Raw genomic sequence first — 22,224 nt, 5'->3', positions numbered from 1 at the left:
GGAAAAGTATGCTATAATTGCATATTAAAATAAACAAAACGAATAAAACGATAGATTTACAGGAGTATTTTTTTATATGACAGAAATTGAATTCGACTATCTTATGGCAACCCGTCGTAATGAAGACACTGCATCTTTTAATAAGGATACGGTTCTTGCCTGCGAAAAGGCCGGCTGGATAAAAAACGGCAAGGTTACAGATGACGGAATGGAAGCTCTTGCTCCTTATAAAGTTGACAATGCAATTATTATGGCGGCAGGACGCTCTAGAAGATGTATGCCGCTTTCAAATTATCTTCCAAAAGGACTTTTTGAAATCAAGGGCGACACAATGGTTGAACGCCAGATTAAGCAGCTTCACGACGCTGGAATCAAGCAGATTGTCCTTGTTGTAGGATATCTAAAAGAACGCTATTACGAGATGGCAAAAAAATATCCTGACCTCATCGTAATTGACAATACAGAATGGGAAGAAAAAAACAACATGTCTTCCCTCTATGCGGCAAAGGACTATCTGAAGGCTTCTTATGTCTGCTGTTCTGACAACTGGTTTGCACACAACGTTTACCGCGACTATGTTTACGATTCATACTATGGTTGTCTTTATTCGGATGAATTCTGCAACGAGTACTGTGTTAAAGGCCTTGATGACCGCGGTTACATGACTGAAGTAAAAAAAGGCGGAGAAAAATCATGGTACACAATCGGCGAAGCATTCTTTTCAAAATCGTTCTCTAAAAAATTTGTCGATTTAATGGTAAAGGAATACTACGATCCAGAAATGAAGTACATGCTCTGGGACGACTTCCAGATTAAGCATATCACAGAACTTTTGATGAAAATAAAGCGCTATGACGATGCTGAATGCAAGGAATTCGACACGACAGAAGATATTCTCCAGTTCTACCCTAATTTTAAGGACTTTATCGATCAGTTTTTTCAGGAAGACGAACTCATAAACTCAACCCAGAGAATCAGTTATCTTTCAAACTATTCTGACATAAAGCAGTATTCGGTTGTTGCGACAGAACAACTTACAGGGCGCATGCATGTAAACGAAAACCTTTTCGGACCAAGCCCGAAATGCCTTGAGGTTTTGCACAATGCGACAATGGAAGATTTGTATCTTTACGACCTTACGCGCGAAGACGACCTTGCGGTTGAAATCTCAAAAATCACTGAGCTTTCTACTGACTCTGTGTTTATCCACTCAGGCTCTTCCGACGTAATCAAGACAATCATGACGATTGTTCTCAACAAGGACGACACAGTTTTGATTTCGGCTCCAGCCTGGAACTATTATAAGTCTGTCTGTGAGCTTCGCCATGCAAAGGCCGCATATTACAACGTTGTTCCGGGAACAGATTCATACGAATTCGACACTGAAAATCTTCTCGAAACTGCAAAAAAGACAAAACCGAGAATTATCGTGATTACAACTCCTCATAACCCTACTGGAGCTGTAATAAGCCGGGCAGACCTCGAAAAAGTAATCAAGGAAAATCCTTCTTCACTCGTAATCGTGGACGAAGCATACCTTGGACTTTCGACTGTAACTTACGACGCAAAATATTTTCTCAACGCATACAACAACGTAGTATTCTGCCGTACTTTCTCAAAACTTTACGGACTTGCAGGAATCCGCATGGGATACGGACTTTGCACACCGATGGCAAAACAGGTTTTCAAGCTCGATTTGAATCCTTTCCGCACTTCAAACATCGGACGGAAAGTCTGCATTGCGGCCCTTAAAGACAAAAAATACTATTCAGACCTTACTAAAACGATTATCAGCCTAAAAGACGAGTTTATTTCGGAAATCAACAAGATAAAGGGAATCAAGGCTTTCAAATCTGCCGCAAACTTCATCTTTATCCATTTTGACGACTCAATTGATGTCCAGGCTCTAAAAGACAACCTCGCTTCAAACGGCTACCTTGTAAGGCTTTGGACTGAAGGCGGACACCTTTCAATGCGCATTACAGTCGCACCAAAACCGGACATGGACAAGGTTTTGGAATTGATTAAGGACTTCTGCGAAAAATAAAATAAATGGAGATGGAATGAATTTGTCCGAAAAATGTGTAAAAATAAAACTTTTTAGTGCGTAACTTTCGGACAATTCAGTTCTATAAAATAGCAAACTATGACATTTTTACCGCTTTATATCGACCCGGGTACAGGCTCAATGCTCTTTTCAATTTTGATTGGAGCGTGTGCAACACTGTTTTTTTTGGCAAAGGCATTCTGGCTTAAACTTAAACTTTTCTTTACTGGCGGAAAAGGACAGAAACTCGATAAGGCTTACAAAAAATATGTAATCTATTCGGAAGACAAACGTTACTGGAATATTTTTAAGCCAGTTCTTGATGAATTTGAAAAACGAAAGATTGAAATTACATATTACGTTGCAAACGATAAAGATCCTGTTTTTGAAGAAAAATACGAATTTGTAAAACCGGAAGTAATCGGCGAAGGCAACAAGGCTTTTGCAAAACTCAATATGCTTTCTGCAGGCTTTGTTCTTATGACAACACCAGGTCTTCAAGTTTACCAGCTCAAGCGCAGTAAAAACGTAAAGCATTATTCTCACATTTTCCACTCTCCTGGCGATCCGACAATGTACCGTCTTTTTGGAATCGATTATTTTGACTCAATTTTGTGTACCGGTGACTATCAATTTGAAGACATTCGCGAAATGGAAAGACAGAGAAAACTTCCTGCAAAGCAGCTTGTTACCGTCGGCTGTACTTATCTTGATGTCTTTAAAAAACGAATGGAAGAAATTCCTGCCGAAGAAAATCATCAGTTTACGGTTTTGGTTTCGCCTTCGTGGGGAAAATCAGCACTTCTCTCTCTTTACGGAAAAAAACTTCTTGATCCTCTCGTTGCGACCGGTTGGAAAATTATTATCCGTCCGCATCCTCAGTCAAGAATTTCTGAAGCGCAGATGCTTTCTGAACTGGAAGAAGCGTACAAAGACGTTCCGAACGTTGAATGGGATTCAAACCGGGACAATTTCTATTCGCTCAAAAAAGCGGACATCATGATTACGGACTTTTCCGGAATTATCTGGGACTACACATTTCTTTGCGACAAACCGGTTATGTACGCAAATGCAGAAATGGAACTCGGTCCTTACGACGCTTACGATATTGACCACGAAATCTGGCAGTTTTCCACAGTTAAAAAAATCGGCATAAAAATCGAAGAAAAAGATTTTGCCAATATCAAAAATGTAATTCAAAATGCAAGCGATTCTCCGGAACTTGCCGCCGCACGGAAAAAGGCGCGTGACGAAGCATGGATGCACATTGGAGAAGCTGGAAAACGCACTGCGGATTTTATGATTCAAACAATGGAAAAAATTGAAAAATAGAGAGAATTTATTGAACTTGCCGGCGTAAAAAAAATGACCGGCAATTCATTCGACAATCAGGAGCACTTTCATGGTCTTGGACCTGTTTTTTAACCTTCTTATCTACCCTCTTAAGCAAGTCATTGAATTTTCATTTTCGCTTTTTTTTCACGTATTTAAAAATCCAGGAGCGGCGATTCTGGGTGTAAGCCTTGCCGTTACGATTTTGTGTCTTCCGCTTTATATTGTCGCGGAAAAATGGACGGATTTTGAACGCGATATTCAAAAAAAGCTGGAACCTGGCGTAAAAAGAATAAAAAAATTCTTTAAGGGCGATGAGCAGTACATGATTCTTACGACATTTTACCGTCAGAACCATTATCATCCGATTATGGCGTTGCGCTCAAGTTTTAGCCTTTTGATTCAAATTCCTTTTTTTCTGGCTGCTTACTCATATTTAAGCCATCTGTCGATTTTGCAGGGACATTCGTTTTTTATTTTAAAGGATTTGGGAAAAAGTGACGCTCTTTTTACAATTGGCTCGTTCACTGTAAATGTTCTTCCGGTTTTGATGACGCTTATAAACTGCGCATCCGGCTTTGTCTACACAAAAGGTCATTCTTTACGGGAAAAACTTCAGGTCTACATAATGGCGGCTCTTTTCTTAGTTGTGCTTTATGATTCTCCGAGCGGACTTGTTCTTTACTGGACTCTGAACCAGGTTTTCTCTCTTACAAAAAATATTTTTATGAAGCTTAAAAATCCGCTCAAAGTATTTTTCTGCTGTGTTGCCGCCGCAATTCTCTTTTGCGATTTTTATCTTATTTTTATGCATCCGGGAAGTTTTAAACGAAGAATTTTAATGGCTGTTGTAATTTCGTTCGTTCTTCTTGCCCCGATTTTTGTAAAAGCAGTTTCCCGTCTTATTGACAGAGTGCTCTTTCCTCTTCTAAATGATTCAAAATCCCGCGGAATTCTATTTTTTAGTTCTGCAATAGGACTTTTCCTACTGACAGGACTTTTTATTCCTTCAAGCATTATAAGTTCTTCTGTAATTGAATTTTTTAATATAGACAACTTAGGCTCGCCGGTCTGCTTTGTACGCAACACACTGGTTCAGTCGTGCGGACTTTTCTTAGTATGGCCGACATTTTTATATTTTCTTTTTAATAAAAGAATTCAGACCGCTTTTTCAGGACTTTCTTTCGCCTTGTTTGCAGGCGCTCTAATCAACACTTTTATTTTTGTCGGACACTACGGAACTTTAACGAGAATGCTCACCTTCTCAGAAAACATTGCAGGAAGAGTCCCATATTCTGTAATTATTGTAAACCTTGTGGCAATTGCGGTTCTTATTATTGCCGCAGCCTTTGCAATAAAATATAAATTTTCCGGCATTTTGCAAGTAATTTCTGGAATTTGCTGCATTTCGCTTTTTGCGGCCGGAATTTTTTATACAAAATCAATAAAAGCCGATTACGAAAAAATTGCCTCAACTTACAGTCCGGAAAATGCCGAAGAAGTTAAACCTGTTCTGCATCTTTCAAAAGACAAGCAAAATGTCGTTCTTTTTATGCTCGACCGAAGCGAAAGCGCATATCTTTCTTCGATTTTGGAGGAAGATCCGTCATTAAAAGACATTTTTACAGGCTTTACCTATTATCCAAATACTATTTCTTACGGCGGACATACGATTATCGGCGCGCCTCCTCTTTTTGGCAGCTATGAATACACTCCAGAAGAATTCAATAAACGAAGCGACGTTTCAAAACTCACAAAAAACAACGAAGCTTTAAAAGTTCTTCCGAAAATTTTTGGTGAAGAACTCGGATACAACGTTACAATTACAGACACTTCCTGGGCGAATTACCAGTGGATTCCGGACATGAGCATTTTCCAGGGAATGAAAAACGTTACACCTCTTTCGCTCGAACACACTTACACTGGTCTTTGGATGGATTTGAACAAAGACAAGATAAGGCCAAATCTTGTAAGTTCTTCAATCAGGCGCAACATGCTTTGGGTCTGCTTTTTTAGAATAAGCCCTGCTATTTTCCGCGATGCAATTTACGACGATTCAAAATGGTGGAGCACGGACGAAGAAAGCGGAGATATTCAGGAATTTATCGATTATTATTCGGCTCTCTACTTTTTGCCGCAGTTAACGGATTTTGAAAGCGATAAACCGGCATTTTTGAACATTACTAACGACAGCACGCATTCAGGTTTTGAGCTTAATCCGCCTGACTATGTTCCTGCAACTAAAATTACAGGAAAAGGTGTCGGTAAATACGCAAAGCTTTCAGGCTACAGCGCAAATGTCGCTTCATTCAAACTGATTGGAAAATGGATTGAACTTCTCAAACAAAACGGTGTCTATGACAATACAAAAATCATAATCGCCGCCGACCATGGAATTGGTCAGAGAAAAATCGTACAAGACCTTTACAATGGAACTTTGGAAGACGGATTCATAATGGATCATTTAAACCCAATGCTTTTGGTTAAAGATTTTGGAGCCGAAGGCAAAATAAAGACGGACACTTCGTTTATGACAAATGCAGATGTTCCGCTCTTACTGCTGCGCGGTCTTGTCGAAAATCCTGTAAATCCGTTTACAGGAAAACAGATGAACGATTCAATCAAAAAAGAAAAAGGTGCTGTTGTAACAACAAACTCTACATGGTCGCCAGATCAGCACAGTTCAAACACCTTTTCTATAAAAGATGATGAATGGTATACTGTTAAAGACAATATTTTCGACATAGCAAACTGGAAAAAAGGCAAATAAGCGTTTATGTTCAAAAAAAATTCTGCACGGCTTTACATATATCTTTTGATTCTCTCGCTTCTTATGATTGGTTTTGTCTTTATGTCCGGCAAAAATCAGATTACAAAGGAGCGTGTATTTGATTGCGGGTTGCCTGTCATATTTATCGAAACAGACGGCGAAAAACGAATAAAATCAAAAGAACAATATGTTGATGCAGATTTTTTTATTTACGAGAATTACAACTCTTACGAAAATTCAAAAGGCTCAAAATACAGGGGAAAAATCCGCGGAAGAGGAAACACAACCTGGACTTTTCGTAAAAAGCCGTATCTTGCAAAACTAAACGAAGAAAGCAGCATACTAGAAATGCCAGCCGCACAGAAATGGACAATTCGTCCTTTTATGACTGACAAATCGAAAGTTCGCGACGCCTATGCCACTTTCATTGCCGCAAAAATCTTAAACAGCGGAGTCTGGACTCCATCTTTCAAATTCGTAAATCTCTACCTGAACAATAATTTTTCAGGACTTTACTGCATCTACGAAAAAGTTGAACAGGGGGAAAACCGGATAAAACTTCCAGAAGGCAGTTTTCTTTTTGTAGTAAACTCAAGAATGAACAAAGAATGGAATTTCCGCTCAACCCAGGGAGTTCCGTTCAGCCTGGTAGACAATTACGTTCCAGAAGACAAATTCTTATATGAAAAAGGAATTCTTCAGTCAATCGAAGACCAGATTTATCTTCCTGACAATTCAAAAGTATTTGATTTTATCGACAAAGATTCGTTTGTTGACTGGTATCTTATAAGCGAATTTTCCAAAAACCGCGACTCAAATTTTATAGCGAGCTGCTTTATGTATTTTGACTCACAAAAACAAAAGCTCTTTATGGGACCGGTTTGGGATTTTGACATTGCGTTCGGCGGAAGCCACATGGACAAAAACTATCTTCCAGAAGATTCCTGGATAAATAAATTTCACTGGTACAAGGAATTATGGCGGAATGACGAATTTAAAAGCGCCGTAAAACACCGCTGGAACGAAAAAAAAGAAGAACTTAAAAACTCATTTAGTTATATGAATACTCTTGCAGAAAAACTTGCTCCTTCGGCAGAAATCGACGATTTGGTTTGGCGCACGCTCGGAAGAAAGCAATGGCCTCACACTCCAGGATATAAAAAGCGAAAAACCTACGATTCAGAAGTGAATTACGTCCTCGACTGGTGCGGCAAGCGTTACGAATGGATGGATTCTTTCATAAACTCTCTGTAAAATTCATTGGGAAAAAATACAATCGCACGCAGACAGATGGAGGAAAAATGATTTTAATTAACGGAAATTTTCTCTGCCGGAATTTGACAGGAATTGAACGGTTTGCCTGGGAAGTCTGCTCAAAAATGGATCAGATTCTGGACGAAAATGACGACATAAGGCTCTTAGTTCCAGCAAATGCAAAAAAAATTCCAGACTTAAAAAAAATCAAAATAGAAAAATCCACAAAACAAATAAAGAGTTTTCCAGTTTGGGACATGTGGACTTTTGCCCTTGCCTGTAAAAAATTCAAGGCAACCGCACTAAATTTTTCAAACACGGCCCCGCTCGGAAAATTATGCGGATTTTCTTTTTTGCACGATATTTACGCAAAAGCTTATCCGAAAGATTTTGTTTCGTTAAAAGACCGGCTCATAAAAATTTACAGTCTTTTTTCGTACCACAACATTGCAAAAAATGCAAAAATCGTGCTTACAGTTTCGGAATTTGCAAAAAACGAAATTCAAAAAGCCTACAAAGTCCAGGACAACAGGATAAAGGTTATTCCGAATGGCTGGGATCACTTTAAGGATTTACAGGCCGACGACAAAATTTTTGAGAAATTCGGACAGTTAAAATCAAAAGAATTTTATTTTACGCTTGGTTCTCTTTCAAAAAGAAAAAATCTCAAATGGATTGCAGAATATGCAAAAAAACACGAGGACGAGACTTTCGCAGTAAGCGGAAAAGCAATTTCCGGGCTTGTTCCTCCTGAACTTGAAGCGCTAAAAAATCTTAAAAATGTCGTTTTGCTCGGCTACGTAACCGATGGAGAAGTAAAAGCCCTTATGAAAAAATGCAAAGCTTTCGTTTTTCCATCTTATTATGAAGGTTTTGGAATTCCTCCGTTAGAAGCTCTTTCGTGCGGAACAAAAGTTGTTGTTTCAAATAGAGCAAGCCTTCCAAAAATCTACAAGGATTCCGCCGTTTATATTGACGCAGACAGCACAGACTGCAATCTGGCAAAACTTCTAGAAAAAAAAGTGGATTCTCCTCAAAAAATTCTTGAAAACTATACCTACGAAAATGCCGCTAAAAAACTGCTCGAAGCAATAAAAAGCCTGTAAATCTTCATCACTCAACAAAATGTAAAAAACAGTGGTGTGCTCAATACAAAACGTATTAACCACACCACCTTTCTTATAAAATTTTATGCAAATTATTTAAAAATAAAGTTCCAAAGGTTGTATTCTGCAAAAACAGAAACTGCAACGAGAGAAACCGTAGACATAATTTTAATAAAAATGTCCATACAAGGACCAACAGTGTCTTTGAGAGGATCGCCTACAGTATCGCCGACAACTGCCGCATCGTGAACTGTGTCATAGCCTTCTCCACCTTTTTTTATTCCTTCAAGACCGCCCTGTTCAATAAATTTCTTGCCATTGTCCCAAGCGCCACCAGCATTTCCTGTAAAAATCGCAATCATAATTGAAGCGATAGTTGATCCGATAAGGATACCGCCGACGAAATGCGCGCCAAAAAGAAGTCCGGCAACAACAGGAATTACAACAGCCATCAAAGCAGGAACTTTCATCTGACCGATTGAACCTTCCGTAGAAATTTTAATACAACGGTTGTGATCAGGATCTTCTTTTCCTTCAAGAATTGCAGGATGTTCTTTGAACTGACGGCGAACTTCTTCTACCATTTTTCTAGCGGCAATAGCAACCGCATCAATAAGCATGCCAGAAAAGAAGAATGGCAGCGCGCCACCGACAATTGCGCCGGCAAGAGTCATAGGCTCCATAATATTCAATGTAGGAAGACCGTTTGCACCAACAGACTCGCCTGGAAGAGAATACATGTAAGAAAGCATGAGTGCAAGAGCAGCAAGTCCGCCAGAACCGATTGCAAATCCCTTGCCGATTGCAGCGGTCGTATTGCCAACAGCATCGAGAGTATCCGTAATTTCGCGAACGCCTTCCGGAAGCGCAGACATTTCCGCAATACCGCCGGCATTGTCAGAAATAGGACCATAAGTATCTACAGAAACTGTAAGAGAAACAAACGAAAGCATGCCCATTGCAGACATAGCAACGCCATAAAGCCCTGAAGTATAATAAGCCACAATAATGCCGATTCCAAGAACAACACAAGGAGCCATGCAAGAACGCATGCCAAGCGCAAGACCAGAAGTAATAGTCAGGGCCGGACCTTCTTTAGAAGAAGATGCAAGAATTTTTGTAGGTTTGTAATCTGAAGATGTATAAAATTCTGCAAGAGTGCCAATCAAAATTCCTGCAATAATACCAACCGTAGCGCCAATCCATGGAGAAAGCGCGCCGAATTTAAATCCGAGTTTTGCAAAATCAACATTGCCAGTTCCAAAAAGTTTGTATGAAAGAACTGCGCCAGCAACCATTGTAAGAGCCGCACCGACATAAGTAGCGCCATTGAGCTGGTTGTGAACCTTTTTTGATTTTGAAAGGTTGCGTACAAGAAGCGAAGCGACACCGATAACACAGGCAACAAGTCCGACAGCTGCGAATGCGAGCGGGAATGTATATAAAGCAGAAAGGGAATCGCCTTTTACACCTGTCTTGATGATAAGGTTGTATCCAAGCGCAATTGCGGCAACAATTGAAGCGACATAAGATTCAAGAAGGTCAGAACCAAGACCGGCAACATCGCCAACGTTATCACCAACGTTATCTGCGATTGTGGCAGGATTGCGAGGATCATCTTCTGGAATGTGGGCTTCTGTTTTTCCAACAAGGTCAGCTCCCATATCGGCAGCTTTTGTGTAAATTCCTCCGCCAACACGGTTAAACATGGCAACCATCGAGCAGCCAAGGGCATAACCTGTCAAAACGTTAGGAAATCTTACAAGGGCGATTTTTGTAAGCCATGCAGGAACAGCTTCTGTTGAAGAAATCCAGCCGAATGCATAGCCAAAAACAATCACAACGATTGAAAGTCCCAAAAGAGCAAATCCGCCAACACAAAGTCCCATAACAGAACCGCCACGGAATGCAACTTTTAAGGTCTGTCCGATATTTTGCGTTTTATTCGCCTCGTTTGTAACGCGGACATTTGCATAAGTGGCAATCTTCATGCCGACCATACCTGCAAGCGCAGACATTACAGAACCGATAAGAAGCGCAACTGCAACATACCAATCAAGCGCCAAAAATACGATTACGGCAACGATTAAAACAACAATTGCAAGAATGCGATATTCGATGCTGATAAAAGTATTAGCACCGCCACGGATATAAGATGCAATTTTCTGCATCAATTCATTTCCTTCTTCAAGATTTTTTACCTTAAAGAAGTTGAAAACTGCATAAGCCAATGCAAAAAGCGCGGCAAAAAGCAGAAAAACGGAAAGTGTCATTTTTTACTCCAATGATTTTGAATTCCTTATGAATAAGGTAATAAAAATGATAACAAACAATTTAAAAATTGTATCAACAGTATTTTTGAACTATTCCGTCATCGGTTTATTAAAATTTTATTTGCATAGTTCAATACACTTTTTTTATTTAAGGCCCATTGAGGAGCAATGGCAATTTTTTTGGGAGGATCTCCTGTAAAACGGTGAATCACGGCTTTTTCAGGCATTTTTTCAAAAGCAAGCTTTAGAACTTCAAAATATTCTTCCATTTCCATGCATTCAAATTTTCCTTCCGCGAACATTTTTTCAAGAACAGTGTTTTTTACAACATAAAGATTTGTAATTTTGATTCCAAAAAATTTTTTTTCCGTAAAATTATCCAGCACAAAATCTACGCTTTTAAGCATATCCGATTTTTTTTCTCCAGGAAGCCCAAAAATCAAATGGGTTACGATATGAGCGTCTGGTATTTCATTTTTTAACAGAGCCACCGCATTTTTATAATCATCATTTGTGTAGCAACGGTTTATAAATTTTCCAGTCTGCTCGCAAGAAGTCTGAAGACCAAGTTCAATTTGAACAAAAAATTTTTGTGAAATTTTCTTAAGCAACTCGACTATTTGAAAAGAAAGACAATCCGGCCGGGTTGCAATCGCAAGTCCGCAGACATTTTTGAATGAAAGGGCTTCCAGATAAAGCTCCTTTAATTTTTCAAAATTTCCATAAGTTGAAGTAAATGACTGAAAATACGGCAAAAAAAGAGCCTTGTTTTTTCCGCTTCGTCCATGGGCTTTTTTTTCGACAAGGCAAACACCTTCTTCAAACTGTTTTTTTAGAAAAACTGAATTTTCGATAAAATCACCGCTTCCACTTTGGCTGCAAAAAATACAGCCGCCGGTTCCCTTTGTTCCGTCGCGGTTTGGACAGGTGCAATGCGCATCGAGAGCAATTTTATAAACTTTACAGCCGAATTTATTTTTGTAAAAATCAGAGAGAAAAAGCATAGCTTATTTTAATATTAAATTTGAAAATATGCAGGAAAAAACACAAAACGCCTAAAAAACAGTCATAGCCCCGATCGCACGAAAAGACCGGACGAGCGAAAGCGAAGGAGGACTTGCAGAAAGAGCGGGTTAAAAGAAAAATAAAAGGCAGAAACTTATTTCCTTTTCTTAGCAAAAGAATGCGCTCCAAAATAAAAAACTAAAAGAATTGACGACTTTTTTTTTATTTTGTGCTAGGATTTTGTCTTACACTTTACGGAGGTTTTATGTTCCGAGTTGCGATTGTTCATGACTGGCTTGTAAATTATGGCGGTGCTGAACGCGTCGTTGAGGCTTTTTTGAAGATTTATCCTGACGCTGATATTTTTACGCTTGTTTACGATGAAAAAAAGATGGGGAAAATTTTTCCTAAAGAAAAAGTTCATGCTTCCTTTGTGCAGAAAATTCCTTTAGCATCTAAACTTTATACAAAAATGCTGCCGCTTATGCCGAAAGCGTTTGAAAGTTTTGATTTTTCTTCGTACGATCTTGTCCTGTGTTCTTCTTCAAGCTGTGCAAAAGGTGTAATAACTCCTCCTTCTGTTCCGCACATTGCCTATGTCCACACTCCGATGCGGTATGCCTGGGATCAGTTTTTTGAATATCAAAAGCGTTCTAAAAAAATTGTTGCGTTTTTCATGAACAAATTTATGCCTTCTATAAGACTTTGGGATTTTGTTTCCTCACAAAGAATTGATTCTCTGATTGCAAATTCAAAATATATTCAGCGCAGAATAAAAAAATATTGGAATCTCGACAGCAAGGTAATTTATCCTCCTGTAGATACTGAAAGGCTTTGTCCAAATGGTCTTGAGCCTGAAAATTTTTATGTAGTTTTTAGCCGTTTTGTTCCGTACAAGAGAATTGATCTTGCAATTTCTGCCTGCGGAGAACTCGGACGCAAACTCGTTGTAATCGGCGGCGGAAGCCAGGAAAAAGAACTCAAGGCTCTTGCCGCAAAATACAAGGGCGCGGACATAAAATTTACAGGTAGAATCAGCGACAGCGAAGTTCAGGATTATCTTATGCGGTGCCGGGCGATGATTTTTAGCGCAGAAGAGGATTTTGGAATTATTCCTGTTGAAGCTCAAGCCTGCGGCAGACCGGTAATTGCCTTTGCAAAGGGAGGCTCGCTCGAAACTGTAATCGACGGAAAAACCGGAGTTTTTTTCAGGGAACAAAAAACAGAAAGCGTTATGCAGGCGATTGAGGAATTTGAAACCCTTGAAAAACAAAAGTGTTTTAATCCGACAGAGATTTCTTCTCATGCAAAAAGTTTTTCGACAGAACGTTTCTGTGCCCAAATTAAAGACGAAATTGAACAGACTTTAAAAAAGTTTTAGTTCTTATAAGGAAAGTTAAAAATGTTAAGAATTGCAATTGACTGCCGCATGATTGGTTCAGGAGGAATCGGAACTTTTATTTCTGAGCTTATTCCATATTTTTTAGAAAACAACGAGTGTCTTTTAATCGGAACTCACGAACAGTGTATGCCTTTTGTGCGCATGCAAAATGTTGAATTTTGTTTTTGCGACATTCCATGTTTTTCTCTCAAAGAAATTTATTCGTTTCCAAAAGAAATCATCAAAAAAATAAACTCGTACCAGTGTTATTTTTCGCCATATTGCAATGTTCCGTCAGGAATAGCCGTACCGGTTTTTACGACAATTCACGACATTGTATTTCTTGATGTTCCTGAACTTACGGGTTTTATCGGACGGCTTGCCCGAAAATTCTTCTATCAGCGCGCTGTCAATTTATCAAAAACTGTCTTTACGGTTTCTGAATTCTCTAAATCAAGAATTCTAGAAAAACTCAACTGCAAAAAGCCTGTTGATGTTGTCTACAATTCTTTTCCATCGTATTTGGCGAATAAAAACGAAACTCCGCCTCAAAAGACAAATTCGATTCTTTTTGTCGGCAACATAAAAAAGCACAAGGGCCTAAAAACGCTTTTGGACGCTTTTGAAAAAGCCTGCGGCAAAGGCTTAAAATCAAAACTCGTAATCGTCGGAAACAAGGACAATTTCCGCACTGGCGATGAAGAAACTGTCAAGAGGCTCGAAACTTTTTCGGAAGACAAGGTTCAGTTTACAGGAAAAATTTCAAACGAAAATTTAAAAGAACTTTATGAATCATCTCTGGCTTTGGTTCAGCCGTCTTTATACGAAGGATTTGGAATTCCTCCTCTAGAAGCCATGGTTTGCGGAACGCCTGCAATTATTTCGGATATTCCTGTTTTTAAGGAAATTTACAGCGATTTTCCTGTTGTGTTCTTTAAAACCGGCGACAGTCAGGAACTTTGCGAAAAACTGCTCGAAATTGAAAAAAATCCTGCGAAAATTGAGCTCGGCGAACTGAAAGAAAAATATTCATACAAACGTTCGGCAACCTTGATTACACAAAAGATAACTTCTGTTATTAAAACAAATTAACTAATTTTTAATACATTTGTAACTTAATAGACTAGCAGAAGTTATTTCTATATAATGAAATTTGCCATGACCGAAAAAGAATACCTTACCTATTTTAATCAAAAGTATTGGAAGACAAGTTCCTTTACATCAGGATTTGCCCTCGCCGTAATTGACTGCCTTATGGTTATGATTTCCATAGGTACGTCATTTTTTATAATAAACCTCATCAACCATTCGTGGATAAACTTTCGGTCATTCATAACATACTGGATTTACCTTCTGCCGATGATTTCTGTTTTTTACGCAGCAGGGCTTTATCCAGGAATTTCGCTTCCACCGGCAGACGAAGTTAAAAAATTTGCAATCTGCTCGTTTTTTGTTTTTACAGGAATCGCTCTTTCTATTACAGTTGAAGAAGCCGATGACAAATGGCCGATTGTCATTGCATTTATTCTTGCTACGCCTTTTGCCCTTGTTTTTCTTCCATGTGGACGCGAGCTTGCAAGGCATCTTTTAAAAAACACAAAATGGTTTGGCGTTCCTGCCGTAATAATGCTTTGCGGTCAAAAAGACTATTTTATCGTAGACCGTCTTTTGAGCAGAAAAGACCTTGGTTATAAACCGGCGATAATCTTAGACAGCAAGGCTACAGAAAATTCGCTTTACAAAGACATTCCAGTCTACAAACCTTCAAGGGAGCTTGACTGCGTAATAAGACAAACTGGCATAAAAGTCGCAATAATCATTGACTGGGAAGAAAATTTCGACCTGATAAATTCATATTTCCGTTATACGATAACAATTCCTGACGCACAGGCACTCAACACCCTTTCGGCAAACGTCCGTGATTTTGGAGGAATTCTTGGTTTTTCTTCGACTCACAATCTTACAAAAAAACTGAGCATCTTTATAAAACGCATTGTCGACCTTTTTTTGCTTCTTCTCGCTTCTCCGCTGATTATTCCGGTTATTCTGATTACTGCAATCTGCGTAAAAGTTTCAAGTCCTGGTCCTGTTTTTTATGGACACAAAAGAGTCGGCAAAAACGGAAAAGAATTCAAATGCTGGAAATTCCGTTCAATGGTCGTAAATGCAGACAAAATGCTCGATGAAATATTAAAAGATCCGGTTATGGCGGCAGAATGGGAAAAAGACCGGAAATTTACAAATGATCCGCGCGTAACTAAAATCGGAAAATTCTTAAGAAAAACAAGTCTTGATGAATTTCCTCAATTTTTTAATGTACTTACAGGAGAAATGAGTTTTATTGGACCGCGTCCAGTCACAACACCAGAACTTGCTAAATACGGCGACAAGGCAAAGCTTATTTTAAGCGTTCAGCCGGGATTAAGCGGAATGTGGCAGATTTCCGGCCGTTCAGATACAGGCTACGAAGAGAGAATTACCTTGGATTCTTATTATATTCAGAACTGGTCTGTATGGCTTGATATCTGGATTATAATAAAGACCATTTACATCGTTATAAAAGGAAAAGGTGCTTACTAAATGAAACGTTCGGCTTCGCTCATTTTTACTTCTCTTCTTGCATTAGGTTCTTTGGCAGCAGAAAAATACAGAATCTATCAGGTGAATTACGATATTACAGGAATTACAAAGCCATACGCCCTTGAAAGAAACATTGAAATTGACAAAAAAAGAATTTTTGAGAATTACGATGACCTGCATTCATATATCGAAAATATAAAACAGCTTTTTGCAAACGAACGAAACATTGAATCCACTGTTATTTACGCAAAATACGATTCGGTTCCAGACGAAGATGAAGTTGTAAATGTCGCGCTCAATATTGCAACCCAGGATTCAAAACATTTTTTAATGGTTCCTTATCCTAAATACAATTCAAACGATGGTCTTGTATTAAAATTAAAAGCAAAAGACACCAATTTTCTTGGCACTCTCGAAACTTTGGATTTAGACTTTAATTTTTCCTATGAACCAAAAGACAGCGACACAGACACAAGCGATTATAACACTATCTTTGGCATAAACTTAAAATACGATTATCCGTTTAAAATGTGGGTTCTCGATTCAAAATGGAAAAACAGCTTTAGCCTTGATTACACGCTCGGAAAATCAAAATCGGAATTTTCTTATAACACAGGATTTGTTTTTGAACTTCCTTTCGAAAATTTCTCTTTGAAACTTGACCTAACCCAGGGAATTGAACGCAATTTTGACTACACAGAATACGATGATGAACTGTTTTTGACAGAAGGAGCAACTCTTTCCCTTCCATATAAAATTGCAAAAATTGACAACTTTGGAGATGTAAATTGGGGGCCATACGTTTCTTATGACTGCTATTGGGACAAAAATGGCATAAACAAGGAAAACGAAGATCTTTCAAGCCCTACTCTGAAAGTCGGACACTCGGCTTCGACAGGCCGCGTAAACTGGCATGAAAATTTCCGCGATGGAGTTGACCTTTCTTTTGACCAGTATGTCGGCTACAATTTCCAAAAAGAAGAATATATTGCAACTCTCTCGGGAACAGTTTCGCTTTACAAATCTTTTAACAATCGGATCGGAATCAATTCAAGATTCTACGGTTTTTATAACTACAATCAAAATACACAGATTGGCTCTTACCTCCGTGGAATCCGCGACGACCAGCGCTATAAAACCGACGCCTGGGAAGCAAAAGGTTTTTCTGGAGAACCACAAAAAGCGCTCAACACCCAGGCAGCAATTATCGGAAACATAGATATTCCAATCCGCATTTTAACGACAGACTGGAATGAATTCACTAAATTCTGTTTTGGTGAAAATTCGTGGCTTACAAATCACTTAACCTGGATGCGTTATTTTGATTTTGAAATGCACATTTCGCCGTTTTTCGACTTTGCATTTGCAGACAATCTGATTACAGGAAAGACATTTGCAATAAAAGACGGATGGTATGGTGCAGGTCTTGAAGTTCTCGTATATCCGGCAAAATGGCGAAGCCTTGTTGTACGTGCAAGCGCAGGAATTGACGTTGGAAGAAAAATCATAAAGAAAGCCGTGTCAAAACTTATTGACGACTCATGGCGAAAAAATGTTTCTGCACTCGAAATTTCAATTGGAATCGGACTCTTCTACTAAAAACCGCTGTTTAACTGGCTGGCAGAAAGAGAGCGGTAATATGAATCTGGAACCGAATCTGCCATTACAGAATACATGGCTTGTGCGAAAATAATATTTCCATTTGCACCAGCTCTTTTTGCAAGCTGATAAAAAACATTCCAGACATCATTTTTCTGAGCCCAAACAAGTATTTCCTCGTATTTTTTACATTCCTCAAAAAATTTTTCAAGCGATGTGTATTTAAACTGGGAATTTCTCTGTTCGATCGCAGTTAAAATATGGGTAAAAGACTCGACCGCCGCCAATGCAGAACATTCAAGCGCCTTTTTTGACTCTTTTCGATTTTCGTATAAATCTCCCAATTCGGACAAGGCCATAAGTGAATATTTTGAATCCGCCCGATAAAGAAGAAAAATCCGGTCAACATTTTCTTTTTTATCGCCAGAAATTGCCTTTGTAATCGATTTTTTCAGCAATTCGTTCTTAAAAAATTCGTCGCTGTTCAAAATTAAAAGAAGAGTTTTTTCAAATTTTTCAAAATCGCTATTTATTTTTGCAATAAAACCAATCGAATACAAAATTTCATACTGGACGTCAGAAACATCAAGATAGTCTTTTTCACTGTATGCGCGCTCATAAAAAGAAAGAGCCTGCGCATATTCACCTTCAACCTGATAGATTTTTCCAGTCAAATAATCTGCTTCAGGATAAACGTTTCGTTCTTTTAGCCAGTCAAGCATATTATGAATGCTGTTTTTATAGTAAGAGCTTCCGTAAAGTTTCAGGTATTTTTCAATTATATCGACAGCTTCTTTTTGTTCACGCTCTTTTAAAACCTTAAGGACGGCAGAAAATTCATCTCCAGCTCTTCTTACCTGAGCCGGAGAAATAGCCTTGTCCAAAACATTAAACTCGTTTTCCGCCTCATTTTTTCGGCTAACAAAAGCCTCCCTTGCAAATTTAAAGGCATCTCCGTAATTTCCAGAATCAAAGCACACCTGAGCCTGCTCTAAAATTCTCCAGGATTTTTCGGAATAACTTACGCAAAAAACTGATGTACAAAAACTGAGAAGAAAACAGAAAGATAACAAACATTTTTTTGTCATAAAACATCCTTTTTTTGTGTAAAGTTCACAAACGGCAGTTAAAATTCATTTAAAAGTTTTTCAAAAACTTCATCGGCTTTTTCTATATCCACAGTTTCGACAATCACGCCTTTTTTAAAAAGAATTGCCTTTCCACCGGCACCAGCAATTCCCAAGTCTGCGTGTTTTCCCTCGCCAGGTCCGTTTACAACACAGCCCATAACTGCTACAGTAATGTCTTTTTTCATAGAAAGAAGCTTATTTTGCCAGCGCTGCATAAAACCGTGCACATCAAAACCAAGACGGCCGCAACGAGGACAACTTACAAGTTTTATTCCGCCCTGTCTTTTTCCACATTCACGCAAAATCTCAAGTCCGGTAATTACTTCATTTTCCGGAGATGATGACAAACTTACGCGGATTGTATTTCCAATACCCTCTTTTAAAAGATGGCTGAATGCAAGTGTCGACTTTACAACACCGGTAATAAGAGGGCCTGCTTCTGTAACTCCAACATGCAAAGGAATCTCAAAACGGCGGGCAAAATCTTCGTTTGCATCGATTGTTTCCTGAACAGAACTTGCCTTCATACTCACAACAAATTGATTGAAATTCAATTCATCAAAAACGGCGGATTCTCTTGCGGCAGTTTCGCTCAAAGCAAGAGCGCGGCTTATTTTTCCAAGGTTAACCTGCTCCGCTAAATCATGAGGCAAAGAACCGGTATTTACACCAATTCTGATTGCAGTTCCTGTATCCCGGCAGGCATTTACAACGGCTTCCACACGATCTCTGGCACCGATATTGCCAGGATTTATTCGGATTGCACCGACAGGCCCTTCAAGACACTTTAATGCTAGTCTGTAATCAAAATGAATATCTGCAACAAGCGGCATAGTCGAAGCACGGCAAATCTGAATAAAACTTTCCGCGCTTTCCATATCTGGAACAGCAAAACGAATAATATCACAACCTAAAAGCTTTAAGCTGTTTATCTGCTGTACAATTTTTTCAATTTTCTGGGGATTATCTTTTACATCTGTAATCCCCTCTTTCCACATTGTCTGAATTGTAACCGGAGAATCTCCTCCGATTGTAATGCGCTCTGTATTTCCATTGCCGCCTATATAAACTTCTCTAGTTTTCTTAAATCCGGCTGTCTTAAAATCTTGTTTCATAGTTAAAATTATAATGTTAAGCTGCAAAAATTGCAATTTAAGAACCTTTATGAAAATGCACTATTAGCGGAAATACAAAATGTCATAAAAAGCAAAAAAAAGCGGTCAGAAATGAAAGCATTTAACTTCAAATCTGACCGCCATTTACAAAAGACTATTTATCTTAGCCGAGTGCAACCATTGAGAATACCATTGCAAACAAAGCAACAGTTTCACAAAGACCTACAACCATGATGTACTGAGAGAAGCCTTTTCCAGTTTCGCCAAGAGCATCTGAACCAGAAGCACCAGCTTTTCCCTGAGCAATAGCAGAAGCGCACATTGCAATACCTGACATAAGTCCAACACCAAGCTTAAAACCAGGAGCTGCACTTGAGCCCATCATTGTCTGCATAAGAAGGAAGCCGTAGATTGTCTGTGTCAACGGAGCACCTGCAAATACAGTAAGAATGAACGGAGCCGGTTTGTTAGCCATGTAACAGCGTTTCCAAGAACCGATTGCAGCCTGTCCAGAAATCATGATACCAATTGCCGAACCAAGAGCAGCAATACCCATTACAATTGCACAACCAAACTGTCCTAAAAATTCCATAATATTTCTCCTTTAATAAAGTTTATGACAATTTCTTATTTCAACCAGCCGCTGCAACACAACAGCTGGATTTTTAAATTTTATTCACTGAAAGGTCTGTATTTAAAACCTGTCCAGCTCATTCCCAAGTGCGTTGAGAATTCAAGCGTATTAAGACGTACGCCGTGAACGATAACCGAAAGAACATTCAGAATCATATTCAGGCCATGTCCTACGGTAAGAATCAAAATCGCGCAGATGAACATTGCAAGATGACCAAGCATTGGACCTGCCATTTCATTTACCGTTGCACTGATTGCTCCACCTGCCAGGGCTACAGCCCAAAGACGGATGTAAGAAACAATATCAGAGAATACGTTTACAACGCCCAAAAGCACAGAAACAATGTTCTTGCAGCTTTCAAGAATGCTCTTTCCTATGCTTCCTTCATAGTTTGAGAATACAAAACTCAGGACAAAACCAAATGCAATTGCTCCAAGCGCAATATATGCAACTGGAATTTTGTCGAAAAGCCAGTAACTTTCAGGAGTAATTCCAAGAGGGAATCTTATTCCATCAACTACCATACTCAAAACTACATAGTACATGCCGCCAAGCTGGAGAAGCGAGCCCAAATCTCCCAAGAATTTCGGCGAACGTATATTTTTTGCAATGCCCTTCAAATGCGCAATAGCCAGCTGAATCAAAGCAAGCGTAAAACAGAAAATCTGAAGGTTTTCTTTTACCCATGCTGAATACGATATTTCAGTTACTGCGCCGGAAGCACTGTGAAGAACCATCTTAACGCCTTCTTTTGCAGATGTGACGTTTGACAAGGCCGGAACAGAAAGCATTTTTATGCAATCCGGCAGCTGCTCAGGTGTAAGTCCGAACCAGGTACAAGTTACGGCCCCCCAAACCATTGTTGCCAATCCTAAAAGAGAAAGCAGGAAAGCCATTGGTGAAGGCGCCTGTCTTTTCTTAAAAGAAGGAACCATAGCAAGAATTCCGCCAGCAAGCAAAAGACCGCCGTATCCGCCGTCTCCAAAAATCATGCCGAAGAAAATCGTAAAGAACAAAAGGAACCAGTTTGAAATGTCAAATTCATTGTAGCCTGGAACTGTTCCAAGAAAGTCCGTAACTGGATAAATAAGACTTACAAACTTATTGTTCTTTAATTTTGTCGGAACATTGTCATCTGCGGCAGGATCATCTGCGGCAAACGCCCATTTGCTCTCAACAGCTGTTTTTTCGACTTTTTCAAGTTCTTCTGCGGGAACATAACCGGTAAGCCAGGCAAGCCGCACTGCTTCAGGCTTCTGTTCATTTTTTTCTTCAACACCCATACCGCTGTAAAGATTTTCAAATTCAATATCTTTACCGAAGTTTTCGCCAGCTTTTTTAAGTGATGGAAGATATTTCACAGAATCTGCAAGCTCTGAATCAATTTCAGTAATCCGCTTTTTATTCTGTTCAATAGTATCTGCCAGTTGCACCGTTGATTTTTTTGGCAAAACAACACGGTATGCTTCAGGCGGAAGATTTTCCGGACGCTCATTTTGTGCCAATTTGTGGTCAGAAATCACAAAAAAGCGCGAAATGTCTTTATCGTCGTTAACCAGCAAAGTATCGATGCTTTCGTCTATCGAATTATATTTAGACGACGGCATTTCGTACATTGAAAGATAAACGCCTTTTTCTGCCAGAAAATCAAAATCTTCAGGAACAACATTTCCCCATTTTTTTAGACGGTCAAGTTCCGTTTTATCTGACGCAATCGAAGAAAAAAGATTTTTCTTCTCTTCTGTCAAACTGATGATTTTGTCTGCCAAAGCAAAGGAGTCATCTTTTGAAAGCATTGAGGTTTCTGGAATTTTCTTTGTCTTGATTTCAGACAAAAGAGAAATTGCAAGTTCAATTTTTGAATTCTTATTCTTAAAAGATGAAAGTTCTTCGCTTTCTCCTTTTACTTCTTCAACATGAACCACTCCAAGACGGCGAAGAGTCTTTAAGGCCTGTCGTCTTTCTTTTTCCAGAACAACTATGCTTAATTTTTTCATT

Annotated in this window: 15 protein-coding genes; 9 read left to right on the top strand and 6 right to left on the bottom strand. The window is 39.0% G+C overall.

The annotated features are described in order from the left end of the window. Positions 1 to 76: 76 nt before the first annotated feature. From B5D47_RS07665 to B5D47_RS07645, 5 genes are all read left to right on the top strand, one after another. On the top strand, positions 77 to 2,047 hold the full coding sequence (locus tag B5D47_RS07665) for an aminotransferase class I/II-fold pyridoxal phosphate-dependent enzyme (RefSeq protein ID WP_078931244.1): 1,971 nt from the start codon (positions 77 to 79) through the stop codon (positions 2,045 to 2,047). Positions 2,048 to 2,146: 99 nt separating this feature from the next. After that, complete coding sequence (locus tag B5D47_RS07660; RefSeq protein WP_078931243.1) at positions 2,147 to 3,379, top strand: CDP-glycerol glycerophosphotransferase family protein; 1,233 nt, start codon at positions 2,147 to 2,149, stop codon at positions 3,377 to 3,379. Positions 3,380 to 3,449: 70 nt separating this feature from the next. Beyond that, on the top strand, positions 3,450 to 6,149 hold the full coding sequence (locus B5D47_RS07655; protein WP_078931242.1) for a YidC/Oxa1 family membrane protein insertase: 2,700 nt from the start codon (positions 3,450 to 3,452) through the stop codon (positions 6,147 to 6,149). Between the two features lie 6 nt (positions 6,150 to 6,155). Continuing rightward, positions 6,156 to 7,403: a CotH kinase family protein gene (locus B5D47_RS07650; RefSeq protein WP_078931241.1), complete on the top strand. Its 1,248-nt coding sequence runs from the start codon at positions 6,156 to 6,158 to the stop codon at positions 7,401 to 7,403. 47 nt (positions 7,404 to 7,450) lie between these two features. Beyond that, positions 7,451 to 8,509: a glycosyltransferase family 4 protein gene (locus tag B5D47_RS07645; RefSeq protein ID WP_078931269.1), complete on the top strand. Its 1,059-nt coding sequence runs from the start codon at positions 7,451 to 7,453 to the stop codon at positions 8,507 to 8,509. Positions 8,510 to 8,601: 92 nt separating this feature from the next. Here B5D47_RS07645 and B5D47_RS07640 read toward each other — a convergent pair whose 3' ends face one another. Together B5D47_RS07640 and B5D47_RS07635 are read right to left on the bottom strand one after the other, a co-directional pair. Next, positions 8,602 to 10,782, bottom strand: a complete 2,181-nt coding sequence (locus B5D47_RS07640; RefSeq protein ID WP_078931240.1) for a sodium-translocating pyrophosphatase — start codon at positions 10,780 to 10,782, stop codon at positions 8,602 to 8,604. Between the two features lie 98 nt (positions 10,783 to 10,880). Then, entirely contained in the window at positions 10,881 to 11,786 is a 906-nt protein-coding gene (locus tag B5D47_RS07635) for a tRNA modification radical SAM protein MnmL/YtqA (RefSeq protein ID WP_078931239.1), read from the bottom strand. Positions 11,787 to 12,052: 266 nt separating this feature from the next. Here B5D47_RS07635 and B5D47_RS07630 point away from each other — a divergent pair, with 266 nt between their 5' ends. The 4 genes from B5D47_RS07630 (at position 12,053) to B5D47_RS07615 (ending at position 17,347) form a co-directional block, all read left to right on the top strand. Beyond that, positions 12,053 to 13,168: a glycosyltransferase gene (locus tag B5D47_RS07630; protein WP_078931238.1), complete on the top strand. Its 1,116-nt coding sequence runs from the start codon at positions 12,053 to 12,055 to the stop codon at positions 13,166 to 13,168. A gap of 21 nt (positions 13,169 to 13,189) precedes the next feature. Next, positions 13,190 to 14,260, top strand: a complete 1,071-nt coding sequence (locus B5D47_RS07625; RefSeq protein ID WP_078931237.1) for a glycosyltransferase family 4 protein — start codon at positions 13,190 to 13,192, stop codon at positions 14,258 to 14,260. Positions 14,261 to 14,326: 66 nt separating this feature from the next. After that, positions 14,327 to 15,748, top strand: coding sequence for an undecaprenyl-phosphate galactose phosphotransferase WbaP (wbaP, locus tag B5D47_RS07620; RefSeq protein WP_078931268.1), 1,422 nt, complete (start codon positions 14,327 to 14,329; stop codon positions 15,746 to 15,748). After that, on the top strand, positions 15,749 to 17,347 hold the full coding sequence (locus B5D47_RS07615) for a BamA/TamA family outer membrane protein (protein WP_078931236.1): 1,599 nt from the start codon (positions 15,749 to 15,751) through the stop codon (positions 17,345 to 17,347). Here B5D47_RS07615 and B5D47_RS07610 read toward each other — a convergent pair. The 4 genes from B5D47_RS07610 to B5D47_RS07595 form a co-directional block, all read right to left on the bottom strand. Next, entirely contained in the window at positions 17,344 to 18,435 is a 1,092-nt protein-coding gene (locus B5D47_RS07610) for a hypothetical protein (RefSeq protein ID WP_078931235.1), read from the bottom strand. The genes B5D47_RS07615 and B5D47_RS07610 overlap by 4 nt on opposite strands. Before the next feature lie 38 nt (positions 18,436 to 18,473). Beyond that, a complete protein-coding gene (ispG, locus tag B5D47_RS07605; protein WP_078931234.1) occupies positions 18,474 to 19,592 on the bottom strand; it encodes a flavodoxin-dependent (E)-4-hydroxy-3-methylbut-2-enyl-diphosphate synthase in 1,119 nt (372 codons plus the stop codon). 163 nt (positions 19,593 to 19,755) lie between these two features. Beyond that, a complete protein-coding gene (locus tag B5D47_RS07600) occupies positions 19,756 to 20,184 on the bottom strand; it encodes a V-type ATP synthase subunit K (RefSeq protein WP_078931233.1) in 429 nt (142 codons plus the stop codon). 80 nt (positions 20,185 to 20,264) lie between these two features. Continuing rightward, a complete protein-coding gene (locus B5D47_RS07595; protein WP_234969966.1) occupies positions 20,265 to 22,223 on the bottom strand; it encodes a V-type ATP synthase subunit I in 1,959 nt (652 codons plus the stop codon). Position 22,224: the final 1 nt, after the last annotated feature.

This window comes from Treponema berlinense (assembly GCF_900167025.1).
GTDB classification, from domain to species: Bacteria; Spirochaetota; Spirochaetia; order Treponematales; family Treponemataceae; genus Treponema_D; species Treponema_D berlinense.
Note: the sequence above shows the minus strand (reverse complement) of the source record. Positions and strands in the feature narration are given on the sequence as shown.

Bases quoted from the DNA above. Each gene is read 5' to 3' on its own strand.
- B5D47_RS07665 (WP_078931244.1), top strand. From the start codon at position 77: ATGACAGAAATTGAATTCGACTATCTTATGGCAACCCGTCGTAATGAA.
- B5D47_RS07660 (WP_078931243.1), top strand. From the start codon at position 2,147: ATGACATTTTTACCGCTTTATATCGACCCGGGTACAGGCTCAATGCTC.
- B5D47_RS07655 (WP_078931242.1), top strand. From the start codon at position 3,450: ATGGTCTTGGACCTGTTTTTTAACCTTCTTATCTACCCTCTTAAGCAA.
- B5D47_RS07650 (WP_078931241.1), top strand. From the start codon at position 6,156: ATGTTCAAAAAAAATTCTGCACGGCTTTACATATATCTTTTGATTCTC.
- B5D47_RS07645 (WP_078931269.1), top strand. From the start codon at position 7,451: ATGATTTTAATTAACGGAAATTTTCTCTGCCGGAATTTGACAGGAATT.
- B5D47_RS07640 (WP_078931240.1), bottom strand. From the start codon at position 10,782: ATGACACTTTCCGTTTTTCTGCTTTTTGCCGCGCTTTTTGCATTGGCT.
- B5D47_RS07635 (WP_078931239.1), bottom strand. From the start codon at position 11,786: ATGCTTTTTCTCTCTGATTTTTACAAAAATAAATTCGGCTGTAAAGTT.
- B5D47_RS07630 (WP_078931238.1), top strand. From the start codon at position 12,053: ATGTTCCGAGTTGCGATTGTTCATGACTGGCTTGTAAATTATGGCGGT.
- B5D47_RS07625 (WP_078931237.1), top strand. From the start codon at position 13,190: ATGTTAAGAATTGCAATTGACTGCCGCATGATTGGTTCAGGAGGAATC.
- wbaP (WP_078931268.1), top strand. From the start codon at position 14,327: ATGACCGAAAAAGAATACCTTACCTATTTTAATCAAAAGTATTGGAAG.
- B5D47_RS07615 (WP_078931236.1), top strand. From the start codon at position 15,749: ATGAAACGTTCGGCTTCGCTCATTTTTACTTCTCTTCTTGCATTAGGT.
- B5D47_RS07610 (WP_078931235.1), bottom strand. From the start codon at position 18,435: ATGACAAAAAAATGTTTGTTATCTTTCTGTTTTCTTCTCAGTTTTTGT.
- ispG (WP_078931234.1), bottom strand. From the start codon at position 19,592: ATGAAACAAGATTTTAAGACAGCCGGATTTAAGAAAACTAGAGAAGTT.
- B5D47_RS07600 (WP_078931233.1), bottom strand. From the start codon at position 20,184: ATGGAATTTTTAGGACAGTTTGGTTGTGCAATTGTAATGGGTATTGCT.
- B5D47_RS07595 (WP_234969966.1), bottom strand. From the start codon at position 22,223: ATGAAAAAATTAAGCATAGTTGTTCTGGAAAAAGAAAGACGACAGGCC.